Origin of the sequence: Salinicola salarius (assembly GCF_003206135.1) — a bacterium.
Classification (GTDB): Bacteria; Pseudomonadota; Gammaproteobacteria; order Pseudomonadales; family Halomonadaceae; genus Salinicola; species Salinicola salarius.
The window spans coordinates 1-17,470 of record NZ_PZJT01000025.1; the positions used below are offsets into that span (position 1 = coordinate 1).

A 17,470-nucleotide genomic window follows, 5' to 3' on the forward strand; every position below is an offset into this window, starting at 1 on the left:
GTACTTTACGGACCAACGACCCGCTTGGCAAGCCCCTGATTCAAAAAAAGTGAAATCCATAACAATCGCCTGTCACGACAGGCTCAAAGTGCATGGCTGATCGCGTCAGACGGCAGTGTCTCAATCCTGACGCAGCAGGACAATGAGCTGTCTCGGCCCATGCACGCCATAGACCAGCGTCTGCTCGATATCGGCCGTCTTGCTCGGCCCCGAAATCAGCAGCGCATTGGTCGGCATCCGCTCTGCCCAGCGCTGGTCGCGCAGCACATCGAAGAAGGTGTCGTGAACATGGTCGGCATCCAATACCGCGATATGCAGTGGCGGCACCAGGCTCAACCGCCGCGGCTCGTCCGGTGTAGGCCACAGGAAGAGACTGCCGGTTTCGGCGATACCGCCCAGCGTCGATGTCAGCCCCGCATCGACATCCTCGAACTGTTCCCGACTCCAGCTTTCGATATCCCGATCGGCATCGACCAGCGCGATATCATGCGCCGTCAGCGTTTCTCGAGCCTCGCTAGCCACGTCATGGAGACGCCCCAACGCCAGCGTTCCGACTCCCTTGTCGGCCAGGATCTGAACCAGAGCCTGCGTCCAGTCCGCGCGGGATGTCTTCACGACTTCGCCTCGCACCGCCGTAATCATCGCTTCGAAACGCGCCAGCCGCTCTTCCCGGTTCCAGCCTCGCGCCGTCATGACGATAAAGTCGCTGGTCGGAACCGCAATATCGCCATCCAGTCGTTGGCGCAGGCGTTCGAGAATCGCTTCCCTTGCACTCATGAGTCGCTCTCCGTTCGGCACCGCTCTCGCATCATGGCATGCAGTGTCTTGCTCGCGGGCTTGGGCGCCACGCGATAGTCCGTCCATGGCGGCAGGTGGCCTGGAGATAGCCGGCGAAAGCGCCCGGCCGCCCCCGTACCCAATCTCCAGAAAGCAGGGTGCGTCGCCAGCCACTGCCAGCTTTTCCAGGCCGCGACTTCCTTGGCATTACGCTTGATCCCGGCGCCCGGCACGTTGCCGCGCCCCTCGCCGACGGACTCCTTGCGCAGCCGCACCAGCAGATCGGGAATCGGAATCTTGACCGGACAGACTTCACCACAGGCGCCACACAGACTGGACGCGCTCGGCAGATCGCGCGTCGCCTCCAGCCCCAGCAAGTGCGGCATCAGAATCTTGCCGATGGGCCCCGGGTACGTCGTGCCGTAGGTATGCCCGCCGACACGCGTGTAGACCGGACAATGGTTCATGCAGGCACCGCAGCGGATGCAGCGCAGCGTATCGAGCAGCTCGTCGTCCTGATAGATGCGCGACCGGCCATTGTCGACCAGCACCAGATGGACCTCTTGCGGGCCGTCGTGCTCTTCGCTCTTGCGCGGCCCGGAGATCATGTTGAAGTAGGTCGTCACCGGCTGCCCGGTGGCGGAGCGCGTCAGCAAGGCATAGAGAGGCGCGACATCCTGCAGATGCTCGACGACTTTCTCGATTCCTGTCACCGCGATATGCATCGGCGGCACCGTGGTGGTCAGCCGCCCATTGCCCTCGTTCTCCACCAGGCAAAGCGTGCCGGTCTCGGCCACTGCAAAATTGACGCCGGAGAGCCCCACGTCCGCGGTCAGGAAGCGCTCTCTGAGCTGCGCCCTCGCCGCCGCCGTCAGCGTATCGGCATCCAGCGTTCGCGCGATGCCGGTCTTGTCATGCATGAGATCGGCAATCTCGCCGGTATTCTTGTGAATCGCCGGCATGATGATGTGCGATGGCGTCTCGTGGGCCATCTGCACCAGATATTCACCGAGATCCGACTCCAGCGCCTCGACGCCCGCCGCCTCGAGATGCGCATTCAGATGCATTTCCTCGGAAACCATCGACTTGCCCTTGATCATCCGCCTGGCGCCCCGCGATTCGCAGAGCTTGCGAATGATGCGGCAGGCCTCGTCGCCATTTTCTGCCCAGTGAACCTGGATACCGTTGGCCTGACAGTTGCGTTCGAGCTGCTCGAGCAGGTCCGGCAGCCTGGCCAGCGCTCGGGCGCGCACGTTGGCTCCCAGTTGACGCAGAGTCTCGAGATCCCACTCGGCAAAGACATCCCGACGCTTGCGCATCAGCCCATCCATGGCGCTGCGAAAGTTGCCTCGGATCTGCGGGTTGTTGAGCGCATCGTGCGCCTGCGCATGGAAATGCCGCGGGTCGAACGTCTGGACTTCCGGCGTCGCCGCCCCGCCCTGAACCGTTTCCTTGGGGGATTTGGCCGTCGAAGGCGTACTCATGCCGTGCGCCTCCATAGATAGCTGGCGATATGCTCGCCACGCAGCGCGCGCCGTTCATGCTGCAGATGACCATCGATATTCATCAGGCAGCCGCAATCGGACGTCACGAAGTGCTCCGCTTCCGCGGCTTCGATCGCCGCACCCTTGTCGGCCACCATCGCCGCGGAAACTTCCGGATGACGCACGGCAAAGGTGCCGCCGAATCCGCAGCACTCCGCGGCGCGCGCCTGCTCGACCAGCGTCACGTTACTCAGTTGCTGGAGTAGCTGCGGCCCCGTTTCCGCCAGCCCCATCTCCCGTCGAGCGCTGCACGATGTATGCATCGCCAGTCGCTGCGGCTCACCCCGATCGACCAGCCGCACGTGGCAGACATGGACCAGGAACTCGGTCAGCTCGAAGACTCGCGACGCGACCTCCTCTGCCTGCGCTTGGCGTTCGCTATCCGCAAAGAGCTGAGCGTAGTGAGTGCGCATCATTCCGCCGCAGGAGCCCGACGGCACGATGATCGGCCACGGTTCCGGGAACAGATCGAGCTGCGCGGCAGCAACGGCACGCGCTTCGTCATGATAGCCGGAGGTATAGGCGGGCTGACCGCAGCAGGTCTGGTCGTCCGGGTAGATGACCTCGATTCCCTCCCGCTCGAGCAGGTGGACGACATCCATCCCCGCCTCGGGATAGAACAGGTCGATCAGACAGGTGCCGAACAGATAAACCTTCTCGGGCTTGGCGGGGTAGAGCTTGACTGGCGTCATGTCATGGTCCTGGTTCGTCGGGATCCTGCCGCACGGACTGGATACTGTCCGCATAGGCCCGCTTTTGGTTTTACCAATTGACACTTCAATTTCACCCCATTATTACTGCCCAGAAACGGGGGTCAAATGAAAGCCCGCGAATTTCCCCTCTACACGCTTATACTTTGGTTTATCTGCCGCCAGAAAGCGCATTTCTCTGACCAGACATCCTTGAAAGATGCCACAATATTGGTAAAACCAATTTCAGAATGACCACCAGGAGCCCGATCAGTGGCCTACCCCTCCGTCAGACAACCTCGCCTGGCCGATGTCCTTACCGAACGCCTCGAGGCAATGATCCTCGAGGGCAGCCTCAAACCCGGCCATCGCCTGCCAGCCGAACGAGAGCTGGCCGAGCGCTTTGGCGTTTCCCGCCCCTCGTTGCGCGAGGCCATCCAGAAGCTGGCCGCTCGCGGCCTTCTGACCAGTCGCCAGGGCGGCGGTACCTATGTCAGCGAACGTCTCGCCGACAGCTATGGCGATCCCATGCTGGAGATGCTGTCACGTCACGAAGAATTTCATCTGGACGTGCTGGAATTCCGCGACGCCATGGAAGGGATCACCGCCTATCACGCGGCGATGCGGGCGACACCGGCGGATAAGGAGATGCTGCAACGGCGATTCGAGGCGCTGGACAGAAGCTACAAGGACCCCGATCAGCAAAGCGATCCGCTACGCGAAGCCAAGGCCGACGCCGCCTTTCATCTGGCCATTGCCGAGGCGGCGCACAATGTCCTGATGCTGCACACCATTCGCGGTCTCTTTCACCTGCTGGAGAAGAGCATCGTGGCCAACCTGGCGCATCTGTTCGAGCGCCCCAACGCCCGCGAACGACTGATGGCACAGCACCGCGCGCTGCTCGAGGCGATTCAGGAAGGTCGAGCCGAGGATGCCCGTACATTGGCACACGAGCATCTCGACTACGTCAAGGCGGGGCTGATGGACCTGCAGCGCGCCGAGTCTCGAGCCCAGCGCGCCGAAAGGCGGTCGCAGCTGTTGAACGACCGCCGCGACAGTTGATCATTCGCCGGTCAGGTGTTGATCCTTCAGCTTGACGTAGTTGGCGGCGGAGTAGGCAAAGAACTCCCGCTCCGCGGGCTTGAGTTCACGTAGCGGCTTGGCGGGGTTGCCGGCGTAGACATGGCCGCTCTCCAGCACCTTGCCGGGTGGCACCATGGCGCCGGCAGCGATGATCACCTCGTCTTCGACCACGACCCCATCCAGCACCACGGCGCCCATCCCGACCAGCACGCGGTTACCGATTTTGCAGCCATGCAACGTGGCCTGGTGGCCGATCGTGACCTCGTCCCCGATCACCAGGGGGTGGCCGCCCGGGTTGTAGTCGCTGGCGTGGGTGCAGTGCAGTACGCAGCCGTCCTGCACGCTGGTTCGTGCGCCGATACGAATGCGGTGCACATCGCCGCGAATGACCGCCATCGGCCATACCGAGCAGTCATCGCCCAGCGCGACGTCTCCCAGCACGACACTGGTGTCATCGATGAACACCCGCTCGCCAAGGCTGGGCGTGACGCCCTGAAACGTTCGAATTGCCATGATTTTCACTCCTGTCGCTATCCGGAATCCGTCGGATCATCGGAAGCATATTGTCTATATCAGGCTCGTCACCAGCACGACGGCGGTCAGCGGAATCGACACATAGCGCACCAGTCCCAGCCACAGGCGGAAAGCGCCGGGGCTGACGCCCAATGCCGCCACGGCAGCTTCCCGGGACATTTTCCACGCCGCGAAGATAGCGATCAGCAGACCGCCGACCGGCAGAAAGATATCGGGCGGTATGGTCGACACCAGCGCGAAGAAATTCATCTCCCCGACCCAATGCACATCCGCCAGCGTGGAGAACGACAACACCGACAGCAGCCCCACCAGCCATACCAGCCCCCCGATCAGGATAGCAGCCCGGCTACGCCGCCACCCGGCCCCGACGAGCATCGACACCATCGGCTCGGCCAGATTGATTGAAGAGGTCCAGGTCGCGATGAGCAGCAGCAGAAAGAAGGCACCCAGCCAGACCTGCCCGCCCGGCAGTTCGCTGAAAGCGATCGGCAGCGTGACGAACATCAGTCCCGGTCCTTCGCTGGGGTCGAGCCCATGGGTGAAAACGATGGAAAAGATGGCGATGCCGGAAAGCAGCGCCACCATAATATCGAGCACCGCCACGCCGAAAACCGCCCTCGGCAGGCTCTGCTCGTCAGGCATGTAGGCGCCATACGCCATCAGCGCACAGGCTCCCACGGCCAGCGTAAAGAAGGCATGTCCCATGGCGTTGAGCACCACGCCCCAGGTAATCGCGGACACATCGGGAGTGAACAGCCAGTGCATGGCGGCGCCGAAGCCGGAGGTCGTCACGGCGTAGCCTCCCAGCACGATCAGGATGCCGTAGAGCAGCGGCATCATTACGTTGTTGAGCTTCTCGATGCCGTTGACGATGCCGGCCGCCACCACCGACATCGTCAGCAGCATGAACAAGGTATGGTTGAAGGTCATGCGCAGCGGGTCGGCCAGAAACGCATCGAAGCTCGCACCGATCTCCTGAGGCGACCGGTTCACGAAACTGCCGTTCACCGCGCTCACCAGGTACTCGATCGACCAGCCGGAAACCACCGAGTAGAACGACAGGATGAAGAAGACGGTGATCGCGCCGAACAGCCCCAGCCATTTCCAGTGGCGACTGATATCGGCCTCCTCCGCCAGGAACGCCAGTGCCTGCATCGGGCTGCGGCGGCCGGCGCGCCCGATCATGATCTCCGCCATCATCATCGGCAGCCCCAGCAGCACCACGAAGACGACGTAAAGGAGCAGGAAGGCCGAGCCCCCGTTCTCGCCGGTCATGTAAGGGAAGCGCCAGATGTTGCCCAGGCCGACGGCAGCACCGGTGACCGCCAGAATAAAGGCGCGGCGGGACTGCCAGCGCTCCAGAGTTTCACTCATCATTCGAGACCTATGTCTGACGGTTGCGGCCGATGTCGGCAGGCCATGATGCCATGCGACGATAACGAAAACGCGAAGAGCCTATCAGGCAACTGGCGGAGCGCCAATCTCGAGCGTGCCGACGCTTTCGTCCGCGTATTCTGGCTGGAACCCGGAATGAACATGCGTGTGGGTACCCGGGATCGATCTGGACCGTAACCCGAGCAGGGCTTCGGATTGAAAGCGGTGCAGGCTCCCCCCATATAGGATGAAACCGATTCCATCGTCCGAGGTGACCATGTCGAATAACCCGCTGCTCGAGCATCATACCCTGCCGCCGTTCGAGGCGATTCGCCCCGAACACGTCGTCCCGGCCATCGAGAAGATCATTGCCGACAACCGTCAGGCCACGGAGGCGCTCGCCCAGCAGCAGGACGTGAGCTGGCAGACACTCGCCGCGCCGCTGGAAGCGCTCGAAGATCGCCTCTCCCAGGCCTGGTCGCCGGTGTCGCATCTCAACTCGACGATGAACAGCGATGCCCTGCGCGAAGCCTACCAGCAGTGTCTCGCCATGCTGTCCGAGTACAGCACCTGGGTCGGCCAGAACACCGCGCTGTTCAAGGCTTTCGAACGCCTGCGGGAGAGCGACGAGTACGCCACGCTCGATACCGCCCAGCGCAAGGCGATCGATAACACGCTGCGCAACTTCCGCCTCGCAGGCGTCGATCTGCCGGTCGAGAAGAAAAAGCGCTACGGCGAGATCCAGGCCCGCCTGTCGGAACTGGGCAACACCTTCTCCAACCAATTGCTCGACGCGACGCAGTCCTGGCATCTGGACTTGGACGATGCCGAGCGCCTGAGCGGCTTGCCGGAAAGCGCCCTCGAAACGCTCAAGGCAAATGCCGAAGCCAAGGGCAAGACCGGCTACCGGATTACCCTCGACGTGCCCAGCTTCCTGCCGGTCATGACCTTCGCCGAAGATCGCGAGCTGCGTCGCGAAGTCTATACCGCCTACGTCACCCGCGCTTCCGACCAGGGACCCAAGGCTGGCGAGAACGACAACGCCCCGGTCATCGAGGAAACGCTGGCACTGCGCCAGGAACTGGCGAAGCTGCTCGGCTTCGATACCTACGCCGACTACTCTCTGGCCACCAAGATGGCCGAAACGCCCCAACAGGTGCTGGGGTTCCTCGACGACCTCGCCGAACGTGCGCACCCACAGGCCCAGCGCGAGTTCAACGAACTCGAAGCCTTCGCCAAGGAGACCCTCGGTCTCGACTCGCTGAATCCTTGGGATACCGGCTTTGCCAGCGAAAAGCTCCGGCAGTCCCGCTACGATATCTCCCAGGAGCAGCTGCGCCCCTACTTCCCCGCGCCGCGCGCCGTCGAAGGGCTGTTCCGCGTCACCGGAAAGCTCTACGACATCCGCATGGCGGAAAACCCGGAAGCGCCGCGTTACCATCCCGACGTGCAGTATTTCGACGTACTCGATGGCAACCGTCCCATCGCCGGCTTCTATCTGGATCTCTACGCCCGGGAAGGCAAGCGTGGCGGCGCCTGGATGGATGTCTGCCGGACTCGCCTGCAGCGCGAGAATGGAGAGCTGCAATTGCCGGTCGCCTACCTGACCTGCAACTTCACGCCTCCGGTCGCCGGCAAGCCGGCGCTGCTGACGCATGACGAAGTCTTGACGCTATTCCACGAATTCGGCCACGGCCTGCATCACATGCTGACGCAGCAGACGGTCGCCGACGTTTCCGGCATCAGCGGCGTCGCCTGGGACGCCGTCGAGCTGCCGAGCCAGTTCATGGAAAACTTCTGCTGGGAGCGCGAGGGCCTCGATCTGATCGCCGGTCACGTCGATACCGGCGAAAAGCTGCCGGACGATCTGCTGGACAAGCTGCAGGCCGCGCGCAATTTCCAGTCGGCGATGCAGATGATGCGTCAGCTGGAATTCTCGCTGTTCGATTTCCGCTTGCACCACGAATGCCAGAAGCCGACTGCGGCGGATGTTCAAGCGTTGCTCGACGACGTGCGCGCCAAGGCCTCGGTCGTACCCACCGTCGACTTCAACCGTTTCCAGAACGGCTTCGCGCACATCTTCGCCGGGGGGTACGCCGCCGGCTACTACAGCTACAAGTGGGCCGAAGTGCTCTCCGCGGACGCCTACAGCGCCTTCGAGGAAGCCGGCATCTTCGATCCCGAAACCGGCCGCCGTTTCCGCGAGACGATTCTGAAACAGGGCGGTTCGCGGGAAGCCGCGGAACTGTTCGAAGCCTTCCGCGGCCGCGAGCCGAGCATCGATCCGCTGCTGCGCCATGCCGGTATCGAACCCCGGAACGCGGCATGATCGCCGGTTCCATCAATGAGCCGAGTGGACGCCTGCCGGCGTCCGCTCAACGATTGCGAGGTAACGCATGACCCAGACGCCGAAACGCTTCATCGCCGGTGCGATCTGTCCGCGCTGTTCGGCCATGGATCGCATCCGTTCGTGGGAACAGAACGGCATTCGCTATCGGGACTGCGTGAGCTGTGACTTCTTCGAACAGTTGCCCATCGAGGACGACACCATCCCGGAGGTCCCCACCCGGGTGAATCAGCCTCGGGAGCGCCAGCGACCCGCGAGCGAAGAGATCACGCCGGTGCGCATTCTCGATCCCCGCAAGCCGCATTGATATCGGGAACGACGAGGTTGACGGTCGGCCTCGTCAGGCAGCGACCATCTGCTCGACCAGACGTGACAGATCGTCGTCATGCCAATCCGGCACGCCCTCGAGTGCCGGATCCATCGCCTTGCCCGGCCGCGCGACGAAGCCGGTTCGCATGCCGGCCGCATGGGCGCCGATCAAGTCCCAGCCGTGGGCGGCGATCATCGCCATCTCGTGCGTTTCCACGCCCCAGTGTACCGCCGCGTGCCGATAGGGCTCCGGCGCCGGCTTGTAGCGCTCGACGCTCTCCACGCTGAGGATGGCATCGAAGTAGCCCTCCAGCCCGGCATGTTCCAACTGCCGATGCGCCGCCTTCAATGCGCTGTTGGTCAGCGCCGTCAGCGTATGACCCTGATCACGAAGCCTCGTCAGCGCCGCCGTGACGTCGCCATGGGCAGGCATCGAGAGGATGCCGTCGACCAGCGCCTGCTCGTCGTCGGCGGTTATCGCGACGCGTGCTTGGCACCGAGCTGGCGCAGCGCGCTCCTGGCGAGGTTGGAAAAGGGTTCGAACCGCCCGATCAGGTTGGTCGTCATCCAGCGCTCCTGAAGGATCAGGAACCACTCCGGACGTGCGGCTTCGCTGTCGAACCAGCGCTGGAACAGCGGATCGAGCGCGCGCGTGTCGATCAGCGTTTCATTGACGTCGAATACCAGATGCATAGCGACCTCCTTGTCGTGAATGACGGGATGGCACGCCGAGCGGACGAGATGAGCGTCTACCGCTCGAGTGCGTAGAGAGGATGGTTGTCGGAGAAGACGAGTCTAGAGAGAAGATGAGTGTAGAAAGAAACCGGACCTAGCGCCTGCCGATCTTCGCGCCGCCACTCGGGATTCGAATCATGCCTCCCTCGCCATCGAATGCGGCGCGACGGTCCCGCGTCAGTGCCAAAGTCCCGCCTCAGTGCCAGAGCGCCATGCCTTGCGCGATCAGTTGGCGCAGCGCCGCGAAAGAAGGCAGCCAGCTCAGCAGGTGCGCCGATACCAGCGCCAGCACCAGCGCGCTGCCCGGCGCCTGCCAACTGAACAGCTTGAGCGCCGTGCCGAAAGAACGTTTGAGTCGCGCGCCGGTGAGGTCGACGCTATACAGCTCGTCCAGCGTCAGATGAATGACGAAGCCCAGCGTCATCGCCAGTCCATGGATCCAGGCCAGCCGCTCCGGCTGACCCAGCAGCGAAAAGCTGATCGCTGCGGTCGACAGCCCGCTGACGCCCGCCGCCAGCAGTGAATGCCAGAGCCCGCGATGGACGGTGAAGCGGGCAAACAGGGCGCCGGCCAGATAGCGAACGCCGACATAGACACCGCCGCAGGCAGCGAACAGATAGGCCGGCGTGACCCTGTGCTGCAGCACCAGTACCGCCAGCACCACCGCGACGACGGCCAGGATATTGAAGATCAGGCGAATGGCCTGGGACTGGTCGGCATCGATATCCGGCAGGATGCCGCCGAACGCCACGAGCAAGGCCACGGCCAGCGCCTGCCAGCCGCTCCACTGCCCCGCCTGCCAACCGGCCTGAGCGACGACGGCCCCTCCGACACTCCCCACGCCCAAATGCGTTCGAAAATTGGCCATCGGCCCGGGCGCCCCATACCTGGATAAATGAACAGATTATGGCGCGTGGGCCGTCTTGAAAACAATAGCTTACGCAGAATGATAACGCGCACCGTCCCGCAACGCAGAACGGCCCTGCCATTGGCAGAGCCGTCGTCGATGGGTTTCTAACAGGCACGGATCAACTGTTCTCGATCACTCCGCAGGCAACCCGGCTACCGCCACCGCCGAGTTTGGGCTCGTCGGAATAGTTGTCGCCGCCTTCATGAATCATGAAGGCATGACCGCTCAAGTCGGACTCCTCCAGGCGGGGCGCCAACACCGGCGTCGTGGTATTGCCATCCTCATCGATCATCAGCGCGGGGAGATCGCCAAGATGGCCGTCATCGCTGTATGGCCCTCGGTGAGTGCCGGTCCCCTCGGGGTCGAAGTGCCCGCCAGCGGCGCCAGCCGGCGTCACTTCACCATCGCTTTTGCTGGTCTCGCAGTTGGCGTTCTGGTGAAGGTGGAACCCGTGAATCCCGGGATTCAGACCGGAAAGATCCGGGGTCAGCAGCAAGCCGTGTTCGGTGTCCACGGCCATCACGGTGCCGACGCTATCGCCGACGCCGTCGCTTGAGACCGAATGCATCTCTACGCGGGTCTCGGCCTGGGCCGCAGTACTCAGCGTCACTGCCAGACTTGCGCCGAGCGCCAATAGTGTCTTCTGTCGCATGTCGTCTTCCTGTCCATGGGTGACAGACTTCAAGTTAGACAACACACGAGGATGACGCGAATCACCCGATCAATGGTCGAGCTCGGGTCAATGCTTGAACGCGAGGTTGTCGAGTACCCGTAGAGTCGGCGCCGACTGATTCAGCGTGTAGAAATGCAGGCCCGGCGCACCGCCATCCATCAGGCGCTGGCAGAGATTCGAGATCACCTCCGTGCCGAACGCCTGGATACTTTCGCTATCGTCGCCGTAGGCTTCGAGCTGCTTGCGGATCCAGCGCGGAATATCGGCACCGCAGGCATCGGAGAAGCGGGCCAGCTTGGTGTAGTTGGTAATCGGCATGATCCCCGGCACGATCGGGATCTCGACGCCCATCGCCCTTACCCGATCCACGAAGTGGAAGTAGGCGTCGGCGGTAAAGAAGTACTGGGTAATCGCCAGGTCAGCGCCAGCCTTCGCCTTGCGGGCAAAGTTTTCCAGGTCCCGCTCGAAGCTCGGTGCCTGGGGATGCGCCTCCGGATAGGCCGCCACCGCAATCTCGAAATGATCGCCGGTCTCGGCCCGGATGAATTCGACCAGTTCGTTGGCATAGCGCAGCTCGCCGGCACCGCCCATGCCCGACGGCAGATCGCCGCGCAGCGCCACCAGACTGTCCACGCCATCCTCGCGATAGGTCTGGAGCAGCTCGCGAAGCGCGCCTTTCTCGCTACCGATGCACGACAGATGCGGTGCCGTGCTGACACCGCTGCGACGCACCGTCTTGACGGTATCGAAGGTCCGGGCCTGAGTGGAACCGCCGGCACCGTACGTCACGGAGAAGAAGCGCGGATTCCGCGCGGCCAGTGCATCGCGTACCCCGCCAAGCTTTTCCCTTCCTGCTTCGGTATTGGGAGGAAAGAATTCGAAACTGATGCCCAGCGGCGGCTGCGTGCTCATGATATGACTCTCTTCGATGCAAGCCAGCGTGATGACACGCCAGCCAAAGGTGTCGTTCTCGGACCGTGACCTGAAAACGACCTCCGATGATGGATTGACGACGGATGTCGGCGATTTTGCCTGCCCGAGGCGATCACGGCCAATGAAACTTTCCCGCCGTCACCATGAACCCCAGTCATCGAGACAGCAGCCGATTCATGAATGCACGACCATGCCGTGGTTGCACTCTCCGCCGGTCAGGCAGTCTCGGGTTTCGACCTGCAGCGTGGCATGCTGAATGCCGAAGCGGCTCTGCAGCATGTCGTAGGCGCGCTCGATCACGTCATCGTGCAACTCCGGCGTCTCGATCACCAGATGCACGCTGAGCAGCGGATCCTGCGGCGTCAGCCCCCAGACATGAATATCGTGCAGGCTCTTGACCCCGTCGACGCCGAGCAGCGCCTGGCGGATCTGGCCGATATCGATTCCTTCCGGCGTGCCCTCGAGCAAGGTGTGCGACGAGCGCCGCAGAATCTTCCAGGCGGCACGCAGGATCAGCCCCGCGGCCAGCATCGACAGCAGCGGATCGATCGGCGTCCAGCCGGTCAGCAGGATGACGACGGAGGCGACGATCGCCGCCACGGAGCCCAGCAGGTCACCAATGACGTGCAGGACGGCACCGCGCAGGTTGAGATTCTCCTGATCCCCGCCGTGCAGGATCTTGAAGACCACCAGGTTGACCAGCAGCCCCAGGATCGCCACCGTCATCATCGGCCCAGCCAGCACCTCGACCGGCTGGGTAAATCGCCTAATCGCGGCGATGAAGATCCATACCGCGATCGCCAGCAGCGTCAGGCCGTTGACGAAGGCGGCGAGCACCTGAAAGCGCTGGTAGCCGAAAGTGCGCAGCTTGTCCGGAGCCTTGTCGCCCATGTAGAACGCGAACAGCGCGAGACCGAGCGAGAAACTGTCGCTGAACATGTGTCCGGCATCGGCCAGCAGGGCCAGAGAACCGGAGATCCAACCGCCAACCACCTCTGCCAGCATGAACCCGGCGGTCAGGATCATCGCCAGCCTCACCCGCTTGGCGCTGTCCGCCGTTACGGTTGGCGCATGATCGTGCGAGTGGTCATGGGAATGATCATGGGCGTGACCATCATGAGAGTGACCATGGGAATGGTCGTGATCCAGTGAATGGCCATGAGTCTCGCTATGAGCATCGCCCTTGCCAGCGTGATCGTGTGAATCGTGACGAGAATGATCGTGCGAGGCCATGAGACCTGTCCTAACGTAAATGTTCTCCGAATCTTAGCGCACGACCCCGACGCTATTGTATTACAACGCCGGCCTTGCCTTGGCGATACCTCCCGGCGCCGCTATCGGCAGCAACACGGGATCGTCACCATCCCGGTGACGAAAGTCCGGAGCCTTGACCAACGGTATCAGTCATCACCGCGCCCCGGACGCTGTCGCCATAGATCCCAGGCGATCCCGACGGCGATGCCGGCACCGATTCCCCAACTCCACTCGGCCGTCGACATCCAGACGACCAGCCCCACCACGATACCTATCAGGGAACCTTGCATTGTCTCTCCATTGATCGCGATGCTTGATGCGCCTCATTGTAAGCATTGCGCCTCTGAGAGAAAGTGCCTTGTCGACAGGCCCTCAGGGAAGGCGGTCCCCCCGGCACGGAAAGAGCGGGCAGGGAGCGAATAGAAATGGCGTGAGGGGAACGAACGGATCGCCGACGCCGACGTGTCGCACACGCCAGAACGGGACAGCAAAAGCACGGGACAAATAAGGCAGAGAGCAAAAAATGCAGCGATTGGAAAGAAGAGCCCACTCCCACGTTCCTTTGCGGTGAGAGCCACTTGGCTAAGTGGGCACACTCAGGATGAACCGTCATCGCTGGCTCTCCAACGTATTTTTCGTAATCCATCCATCAGTTTTTTTAATATCAAAAACTTAAGTGTTCTTAATCATGCATTTATAGGTAATCAGCGCTTAGATAAAAGCGCGTAATTTTTTGCAGCCGGCAAGCATCATCGCTAGGCGCTCGACGGAGGGCGAGACATCAACGGCGGCCGCAGGCAACAACCGGCACATCCGGAAAGGAAAGGGTGGCGGAAGAGAGAGGGAGTCGAACCCACCAGGGACTGCTGGCAGCCCCTACAGGAGTTGAAGTCCTGGCGCCCCACCGGGGAACGATTCTCTTCCAGGCGTTCGGCCATCGAAGGCCAAACCCGTCATTCGAATAGCATATCCTCCCGGATCACTTTGTGACTATCCCCAATGCGCCGCGTGAAGCCGATTCGATCGAAAAATTCGAGAATCGCCACCGCCAGTTTCCGCCCACAGCCAACCCGGTCCCGAAAATCCGCCGCCTTCGCCCCTGGCGACGCCTCGCTATCCAGCTCGCGAATCACACCAGCCAGCTCGGCGACATGGGGCGTCAGGAAGAAATGATCTTGGCGCAACTGGTAGACGCCTCCGAGCAGCGCGCAGCTTCTCAGCAGACGCCGAACCTCGCCTTCCTCCCAGCCGAACTGCTGGGCGATATCCCGCACACGCGGCGGATCGTAAGGGGAGGCCTCCAGCAGCGGGCGAACCTGCTGCCAGCGCCGGGCCTCTTCCGGCGACAGCGAAGCCTCGTGGGAGGCCAGGGCCAGAAACGGACCATGCTGCACGATCTCGCCATCCGTTTTCCAGCGTTCCAGTAGCGGCCGGAACAGATTAGCCGGCAGTTGGGGCGCTACCATCCGGCGAAGGCGATCGATATCGACGCCGCGCATCGCCGGTTCGAGTTCGTGCAGTTGCGCCAGCCGGTCCAGCGCCTTGCGATAGAGCATCTGCTGCGTCATCTCGGGGAGCGCATGACTGCTTCCCTGACCGGCAACGACCCACCAGCCGGCAAGCGTTGCACTACGCTCGAGTTCGCTCGTTTCCCGGTCGAGATTGTCCGACAGCGCAGACAGATCGATACCGGTCCCGTCGGTCATCGGCCGCTGCCAGAAAGCACTGCTGTCCTGATGGCCGCCGGCATCCGGCAGGTATTCGCGCAACTGGCGCAGCCAGGCGAGACGTTCCGGCTTTCGCGCGCCCCTTCGAGGCGGCGCGACATCGAGCACGCTGGCGCCTCCCAGCGTCTGGCTGGCACCGTGATCGCGTACCACGATCCGGTCACCATGCGCCGCCTGGAGTGGGGACTCGAGCACCAGTTGGGCAAGCATCGACGCCCCAGACGCCAGGGTCTCCCCTTCCAGCAGCGAGACCCGTCCGGTGACGTGGGCACTGCCGTGATGCAGATGAACCGGGGCCCAGTGCTTGATCGTCGGCGACTCGGGCAGCGCGTGCAGCACCACGTCGAGCCGGTGGCGATCGGTGACCCGGGAAGCCTCGGCGACCACCCAGTTTCCCCGTGCGAGACGTCCGGTCTCGATATCGGCGCCGCTGAGATTGATGGCACAGCGCTCTCCACGGCTCGCGGATGCCGTGTCGCGATTCTGGCAACGCAGTCCTCGCACGCGTGCGGTCAGGCCCGAGGGCAGCAGCCGTACTCTGTCGCCACTCGCGATCCGCCCGCTGCGCACCGTGCCGGTCACCACCACGCCGGCGCCACGCTTGACGAAGACGCGGTCGATGGCGAGCCGGAAACGGCCCGCACCGGCCAGCGCCGCCGAAGGTTCGCTCAAGGCCGCACCGTCTCTCGACACATTGTCTCTCGACACATCGGCCGCTGCCGTCCAAAGCGTCTGCCCGAGCGCCTCGACGCCCTCTCCGGACGTGTTGGAAAGCGGAAATACCGGCGCATCGGCGAAGACCGTGCCGGCCAGCCAGCGCTGCAGCTCCTGCGTCACCTGGGCCACGCGCGCCGGCTCGACACGATCGATCTTGGTCAGCGCCACCCAGGCCCGCGTCACTCCCAGCAGCTCCAGAATGCGGGCATGCTCGACGGTCTGTGGCATGATGCCGTCATCGGCGGCGACCACCAGCAGCATCGCCTGGATGCCGACGGCGCCGGAGAGCATGTTGGCGATGAAGCGCTCGTGACCGGGCACATCAATGAAGCCCAGCGTGGCGCCGGCGAACGCCGGAGGCGATTCGGGATAGGCGTAGCCGGCCTCGATGGTCAGCCCGCGCGCGCGCTCTTCCTTCAGGCGGTCGGTAGCGATGCCGGTCAGACCGTGAATCAGCGCCGTCTTGCCATGGTCGACGTGACCCGCCGTGCCGATGATCATGCCAGCTCACTCCATCGCTGCCGAATGTCGTCGAGCTGCTCGACGAACTGCCGTTCGTCCGCCTCAGTCGCCAGGCAGCGCAAATCCAGCCACAGTGCGCCATCGTGCACACGCCCGATCACCGGACGTGGCAAGGTGCGCAGCGCGCGCTCGAGCCGGGATAGCTCGCGACCGCTCCGGCAACGCAGCACCAGGGCGCGGCTATCGAGACGGTCGACCGGCAACGATCCGCTGCCGAGCTGACTGCGACAATCCTCGCAGCTCACCCCGGCGAGTCCGTCGAGCGCCGCCTCGAGCGTTGGCTGCAATCTCTTTCCCTGCTCGACGATCGCGTCGAGGTCACGGGAGAGCATCGCCAGCGCCGGCAAGGCGAGTGCCGGAGAATCGCTGTCCCGGTAGCAGCGAAGCGTGGCTTCCAGGGCCGCCAGCGTGAGCTTGTCGCAGCGCAGCGCCCGCTTGAGCGGATGCTGCTTGAGCCTGGCAATCAGCTCGCGCCTGCCGACGACGATGCCCGCCTGAGGGCCGCCGAGCAGCTTGTCGCCGCTGAAGGTCACCAGGTCGGCACCGGCCGCGATCGCCTCCGCCGGGAGGGACTCGTGAGGCAGGCCCAAGGCGCGAAAATCGGTCAGTGCGCCGCTGCCCAGATCGACCATGAACGGAATGCCGTGATCGTGGGCGATGGCGGCGAGCTCATGTTCCGGCACGCTGCTGGTAAACCCGGTAATCGCGTAGTTGGACGTATGCGCTTTGACGATCAGCCCGCTGTCGTCGCCGAGCGCCTGGCGAAAATCCCGCGCGTGGGTACGATTGGTGGCGCCGACCTCGACCAGCCGGCAGCCGGCGGCGGACATCACGTCCGGTATCCGAAACGCGCCGCCGATCTCGATCATTTCGCCACGCGAAATCACCGCCTCGCGGCCGGCCCCAAGGGCGGAGAGTGCCAGGAGCACGGCAGCGGCATTGTTGTTGACGACCGTTGCCGCTTCGGCGCCGGTCAATTCGATCAGCAGCGACTCCACCAGACGGTCGCGATCACCACGCCGTCCCTGTTCCAGATCGTATTCGAGCGCGACCGGATGGCGGGCAGCCTGGACCACCGCCTCGATGGCCGCCTCGGAAAGCGGCGAACGCCCCAGATTGGTGTGTATGACGGTGCCGGTCAGGTTGAAGACCGACCGCATGTTGGGCAGCACCAGACGTTGGAGTCTGGCCGTGATCGCATCGACCAATCCTGAGTCACTGGGCCAGCCATCGGCCGGCCCGGTGACATACTTGGAGGTCGCCGCGCCATCGCTCAGACGCTGGCGAAAGAACGCCAGCGTCTCGCGAATGGCGCGTATCAACAGCCGATCGCCGTGGCGCT

General features: G+C 63.3%; 17 protein-coding genes and 1 tRNA gene. 3 read left to right on the top strand and 15 right to left on the bottom strand.

Annotated features, from left to right (window positions below):
* Positions 1-120: 120 nt before the first annotated feature.
* The 3 genes from DOM32_RS17205 to DOM32_RS17215 are packed head-to-tail and all read right to left on the bottom strand — an operon-like array spanning position 121 to position 3,013.
* A complete protein-coding gene (locus tag DOM32_RS17205; protein ID WP_110636908.1) occupies positions 121-777 on the bottom strand; it encodes a LutC/YkgG family protein in 657 nt (218 codons plus the stop codon).
* Positions 774-2,261: a LutB/LldF family L-lactate oxidation iron-sulfur protein gene (locus tag DOM32_RS17210; protein WP_110636911.1), complete on the bottom strand. Its 1,488-nt coding sequence runs from the start codon at positions 2,259-2,261 to the stop codon at positions 774-776. The genes DOM32_RS17205 and DOM32_RS17210 overlap by 4 nt, the downstream gene beginning before the upstream one ends.
* Complete coding sequence (locus DOM32_RS17215) at positions 2,258-3,013, bottom strand: (Fe-S)-binding protein (protein ID WP_110636914.1); 756 nt, start codon at positions 3,011-3,013, stop codon at positions 2,258-2,260. Before DOM32_RS17215 ends, DOM32_RS17210 begins: the two co-directional genes overlap by 4 nt.
* A gap of 270 nt (positions 3,014-3,283) precedes the next feature.
* Here DOM32_RS17215 and DOM32_RS17220 point away from each other — a divergent pair, with 270 nt between their 5' ends.
* On the top strand, positions 3,284-4,072 hold the full coding sequence (locus DOM32_RS17220; RefSeq protein WP_110636917.1) for a GntR family transcriptional regulator: 789 nt from the start codon (positions 3,284-3,286) through the stop codon (positions 4,070-4,072).
* Here the strand turns inward: DOM32_RS17220 and DOM32_RS17225 are convergent, their stop codons facing one another.
* Together DOM32_RS17225 and DOM32_RS17230 are read right to left on the bottom strand one after the other, a co-directional pair.
* The gene (locus tag DOM32_RS17225) at positions 4,073-4,606 is read right to left on the bottom strand and encodes a gamma carbonic anhydrase family protein (protein WP_110636920.1); all 534 of its coding nucleotides are present in this window, start codon (positions 4,604-4,606) and stop codon (positions 4,073-4,075) included.
* Positions 4,607-4,660: 54 nt separating this feature from the next.
* The gene (locus tag DOM32_RS17230; RefSeq protein WP_110636923.1) at positions 4,661-6,001 is read right to left on the bottom strand and encodes a sodium-dependent transporter; all 1,341 of its coding nucleotides are present in this window, start codon (positions 5,999-6,001) and stop codon (positions 4,661-4,663) included.
* 277 nt (positions 6,002-6,278) lie between these two features.
* Here DOM32_RS17230 and prlC point away from each other — a divergent pair, with 277 nt between their 5' ends.
* Entirely contained in the window at positions 6,279-8,330 is a 2,052-nt protein-coding gene (prlC, locus tag DOM32_RS17240; RefSeq protein ID WP_110636928.1) for an oligopeptidase A, read from the top strand.
* 67 nt (positions 8,331-8,397) lie between these two features.
* Positions 8,398-8,655 (top strand): YheV family putative zinc ribbon protein, encoded by a 258-nt coding sequence (locus DOM32_RS17245; RefSeq protein WP_110636931.1) that lies wholly within the window; start codon positions 8,398-8,400, stop codon positions 8,653-8,655.
* Between the two features lie 33 nt (positions 8,656-8,688).
* Here DOM32_RS17245 and DOM32_RS17250 read toward each other — a convergent pair whose 3' ends face one another.
* From DOM32_RS17250 to selA, 10 genes are all read right to left on the bottom strand, one after another.
* Positions 8,689-9,228, bottom strand: coding sequence for an HAD-IA family hydrolase (locus tag DOM32_RS17250; RefSeq protein WP_277354977.1), 540 nt, complete (start codon positions 9,226-9,228; stop codon positions 8,689-8,691).
* Complete coding sequence (locus DOM32_RS18165; protein ID WP_244179970.1) at positions 9,132-9,350, bottom strand: HAD family hydrolase; 219 nt, start codon at positions 9,348-9,350, stop codon at positions 9,132-9,134. The genes DOM32_RS17250 and DOM32_RS18165 overlap by 97 nt, the downstream gene beginning before the upstream one ends.
* 238 nt (positions 9,351-9,588) lie before the next feature.
* Positions 9,589-10,260: a metal-dependent hydrolase gene (locus DOM32_RS17255; protein ID WP_110636936.1), complete on the bottom strand. Its 672-nt coding sequence runs from the start codon at positions 10,258-10,260 to the stop codon at positions 9,589-9,591.
* A 160-nt stretch (positions 10,261-10,420) separates the two neighbouring features.
* Complete coding sequence (gene sodC, locus DOM32_RS17260; protein WP_110636939.1) at positions 10,421-10,954, bottom strand: superoxide dismutase family protein; 534 nt, start codon at positions 10,952-10,954, stop codon at positions 10,421-10,423.
* A gap of 87 nt (positions 10,955-11,041) precedes the next feature.
* Entirely contained in the window at positions 11,042-11,887 is an 846-nt protein-coding gene (metF, locus tag DOM32_RS17265) for a methylenetetrahydrofolate reductase [NAD(P)H] (RefSeq protein WP_420876630.1), read from the bottom strand.
* Between the two features lie 195 nt (positions 11,888-12,082).
* Entirely contained in the window at positions 12,083-13,141 is a 1,059-nt protein-coding gene (locus DOM32_RS17270; RefSeq protein ID WP_110636944.1) for a cation diffusion facilitator family transporter, read from the bottom strand.
* A gap of 167 nt (positions 13,142-13,308) precedes the next feature.
* Positions 13,309-13,452 (bottom strand): hypothetical protein, encoded by a 144-nt coding sequence (locus tag DOM32_RS17845; protein WP_157957115.1) that lies wholly within the window; start codon positions 13,450-13,452, stop codon positions 13,309-13,311.
* A 538-nt stretch (positions 13,453-13,990) separates the two neighbouring features.
* Positions 13,991-14,086 (bottom strand) — tRNA-Sec (locus DOM32_RS17850).
* Between the two features lie 29 nt (positions 14,087-14,115).
* Positions 14,116-16,107 (bottom strand): selenocysteine-specific translation elongation factor, encoded by a 1,992-nt coding sequence (selB, locus tag DOM32_RS17275; RefSeq protein WP_110636947.1) that lies wholly within the window; start codon positions 16,105-16,107, stop codon positions 14,116-14,118.
* Positions 16,104-17,470: L-seryl-tRNA(Sec) selenium transferase (selA, locus tag DOM32_RS17280; RefSeq protein WP_110636950.1), on the bottom strand; the 1,367-nt coding region annotated here is incomplete at its 5' end. The genes selB and selA, both read right to left, overlap by 4 nt.

Bases quoted from the DNA above. Each gene is read 5' to 3' on its own strand.
- DOM32_RS17205 (WP_110636908.1), bottom strand. From the start codon at position 777: ATGAGTGCAAGGGAAGCGATTCTCGAACGCCTGCGCCAACGACTGGAT.
- DOM32_RS17845 (WP_157957115.1), bottom strand. From the start codon at position 13,452: ATGCAAGGTTCCCTGATAGGTATCGTGGTGGGGCTGGTCGTCTGGATG.
- DOM32_RS17230 (WP_110636923.1), bottom strand. From the start codon at position 6,001: ATGAGTGAAACTCTGGAGCGCTGGCAGTCCCGCCGCGCCTTTATTCTG.
- DOM32_RS17245 (WP_110636931.1), top strand. From the start codon at position 8,398: ATGACCCAGACGCCGAAACGCTTCATCGCCGGTGCGATCTGTCCGCGC.
- DOM32_RS18165 (WP_244179970.1), bottom strand. From the start codon at position 9,350: ATGCATCTGGTATTCGACGTCAATGAAACGCTGATCGACACGCGCGCG.
- selB (WP_110636947.1), bottom strand. From the start codon at position 16,107: ATGATCATCGGCACGGCGGGTCACGTCGACCATGGCAAGACGGCGCTG.
- metF (WP_420876630.1), bottom strand. From the start codon at position 11,887: ATGAGCACGCAGCCGCCGCTGGGCATCAGTTTCGAATTCTTTCCTCCC.
- DOM32_RS17215 (WP_110636914.1), bottom strand. From the start codon at position 3,013: ATGACGCCAGTCAAGCTCTACCCCGCCAAGCCCGAGAAGGTTTATCTG.
- DOM32_RS17255 (WP_110636936.1), bottom strand. From the start codon at position 10,260: ATGGCCAATTTTCGAACGCATTTGGGCGTGGGGAGTGTCGGAGGGGCC.
- sodC (WP_110636939.1), bottom strand. From the start codon at position 10,954: ATGCGACAGAAGACACTATTGGCGCTCGGCGCAAGTCTGGCAGTGACG.
- DOM32_RS17270 (WP_110636944.1), bottom strand. From the start codon at position 13,141: ATGGCCTCGCACGATCATTCTCGTCACGATTCACACGATCACGCTGGC.
- prlC (WP_110636928.1), top strand. From the start codon at position 6,279: ATGTCGAATAACCCGCTGCTCGAGCATCATACCCTGCCGCCGTTCGAG.
- DOM32_RS17210 (WP_110636911.1), bottom strand. From the start codon at position 2,261: ATGAGTACGCCTTCGACGGCCAAATCCCCCAAGGAAACGGTTCAGGGC.
- DOM32_RS17225 (WP_110636920.1), bottom strand. From the start codon at position 4,606: ATGGCAATTCGAACGTTTCAGGGCGTCACGCCCAGCCTTGGCGAGCGG.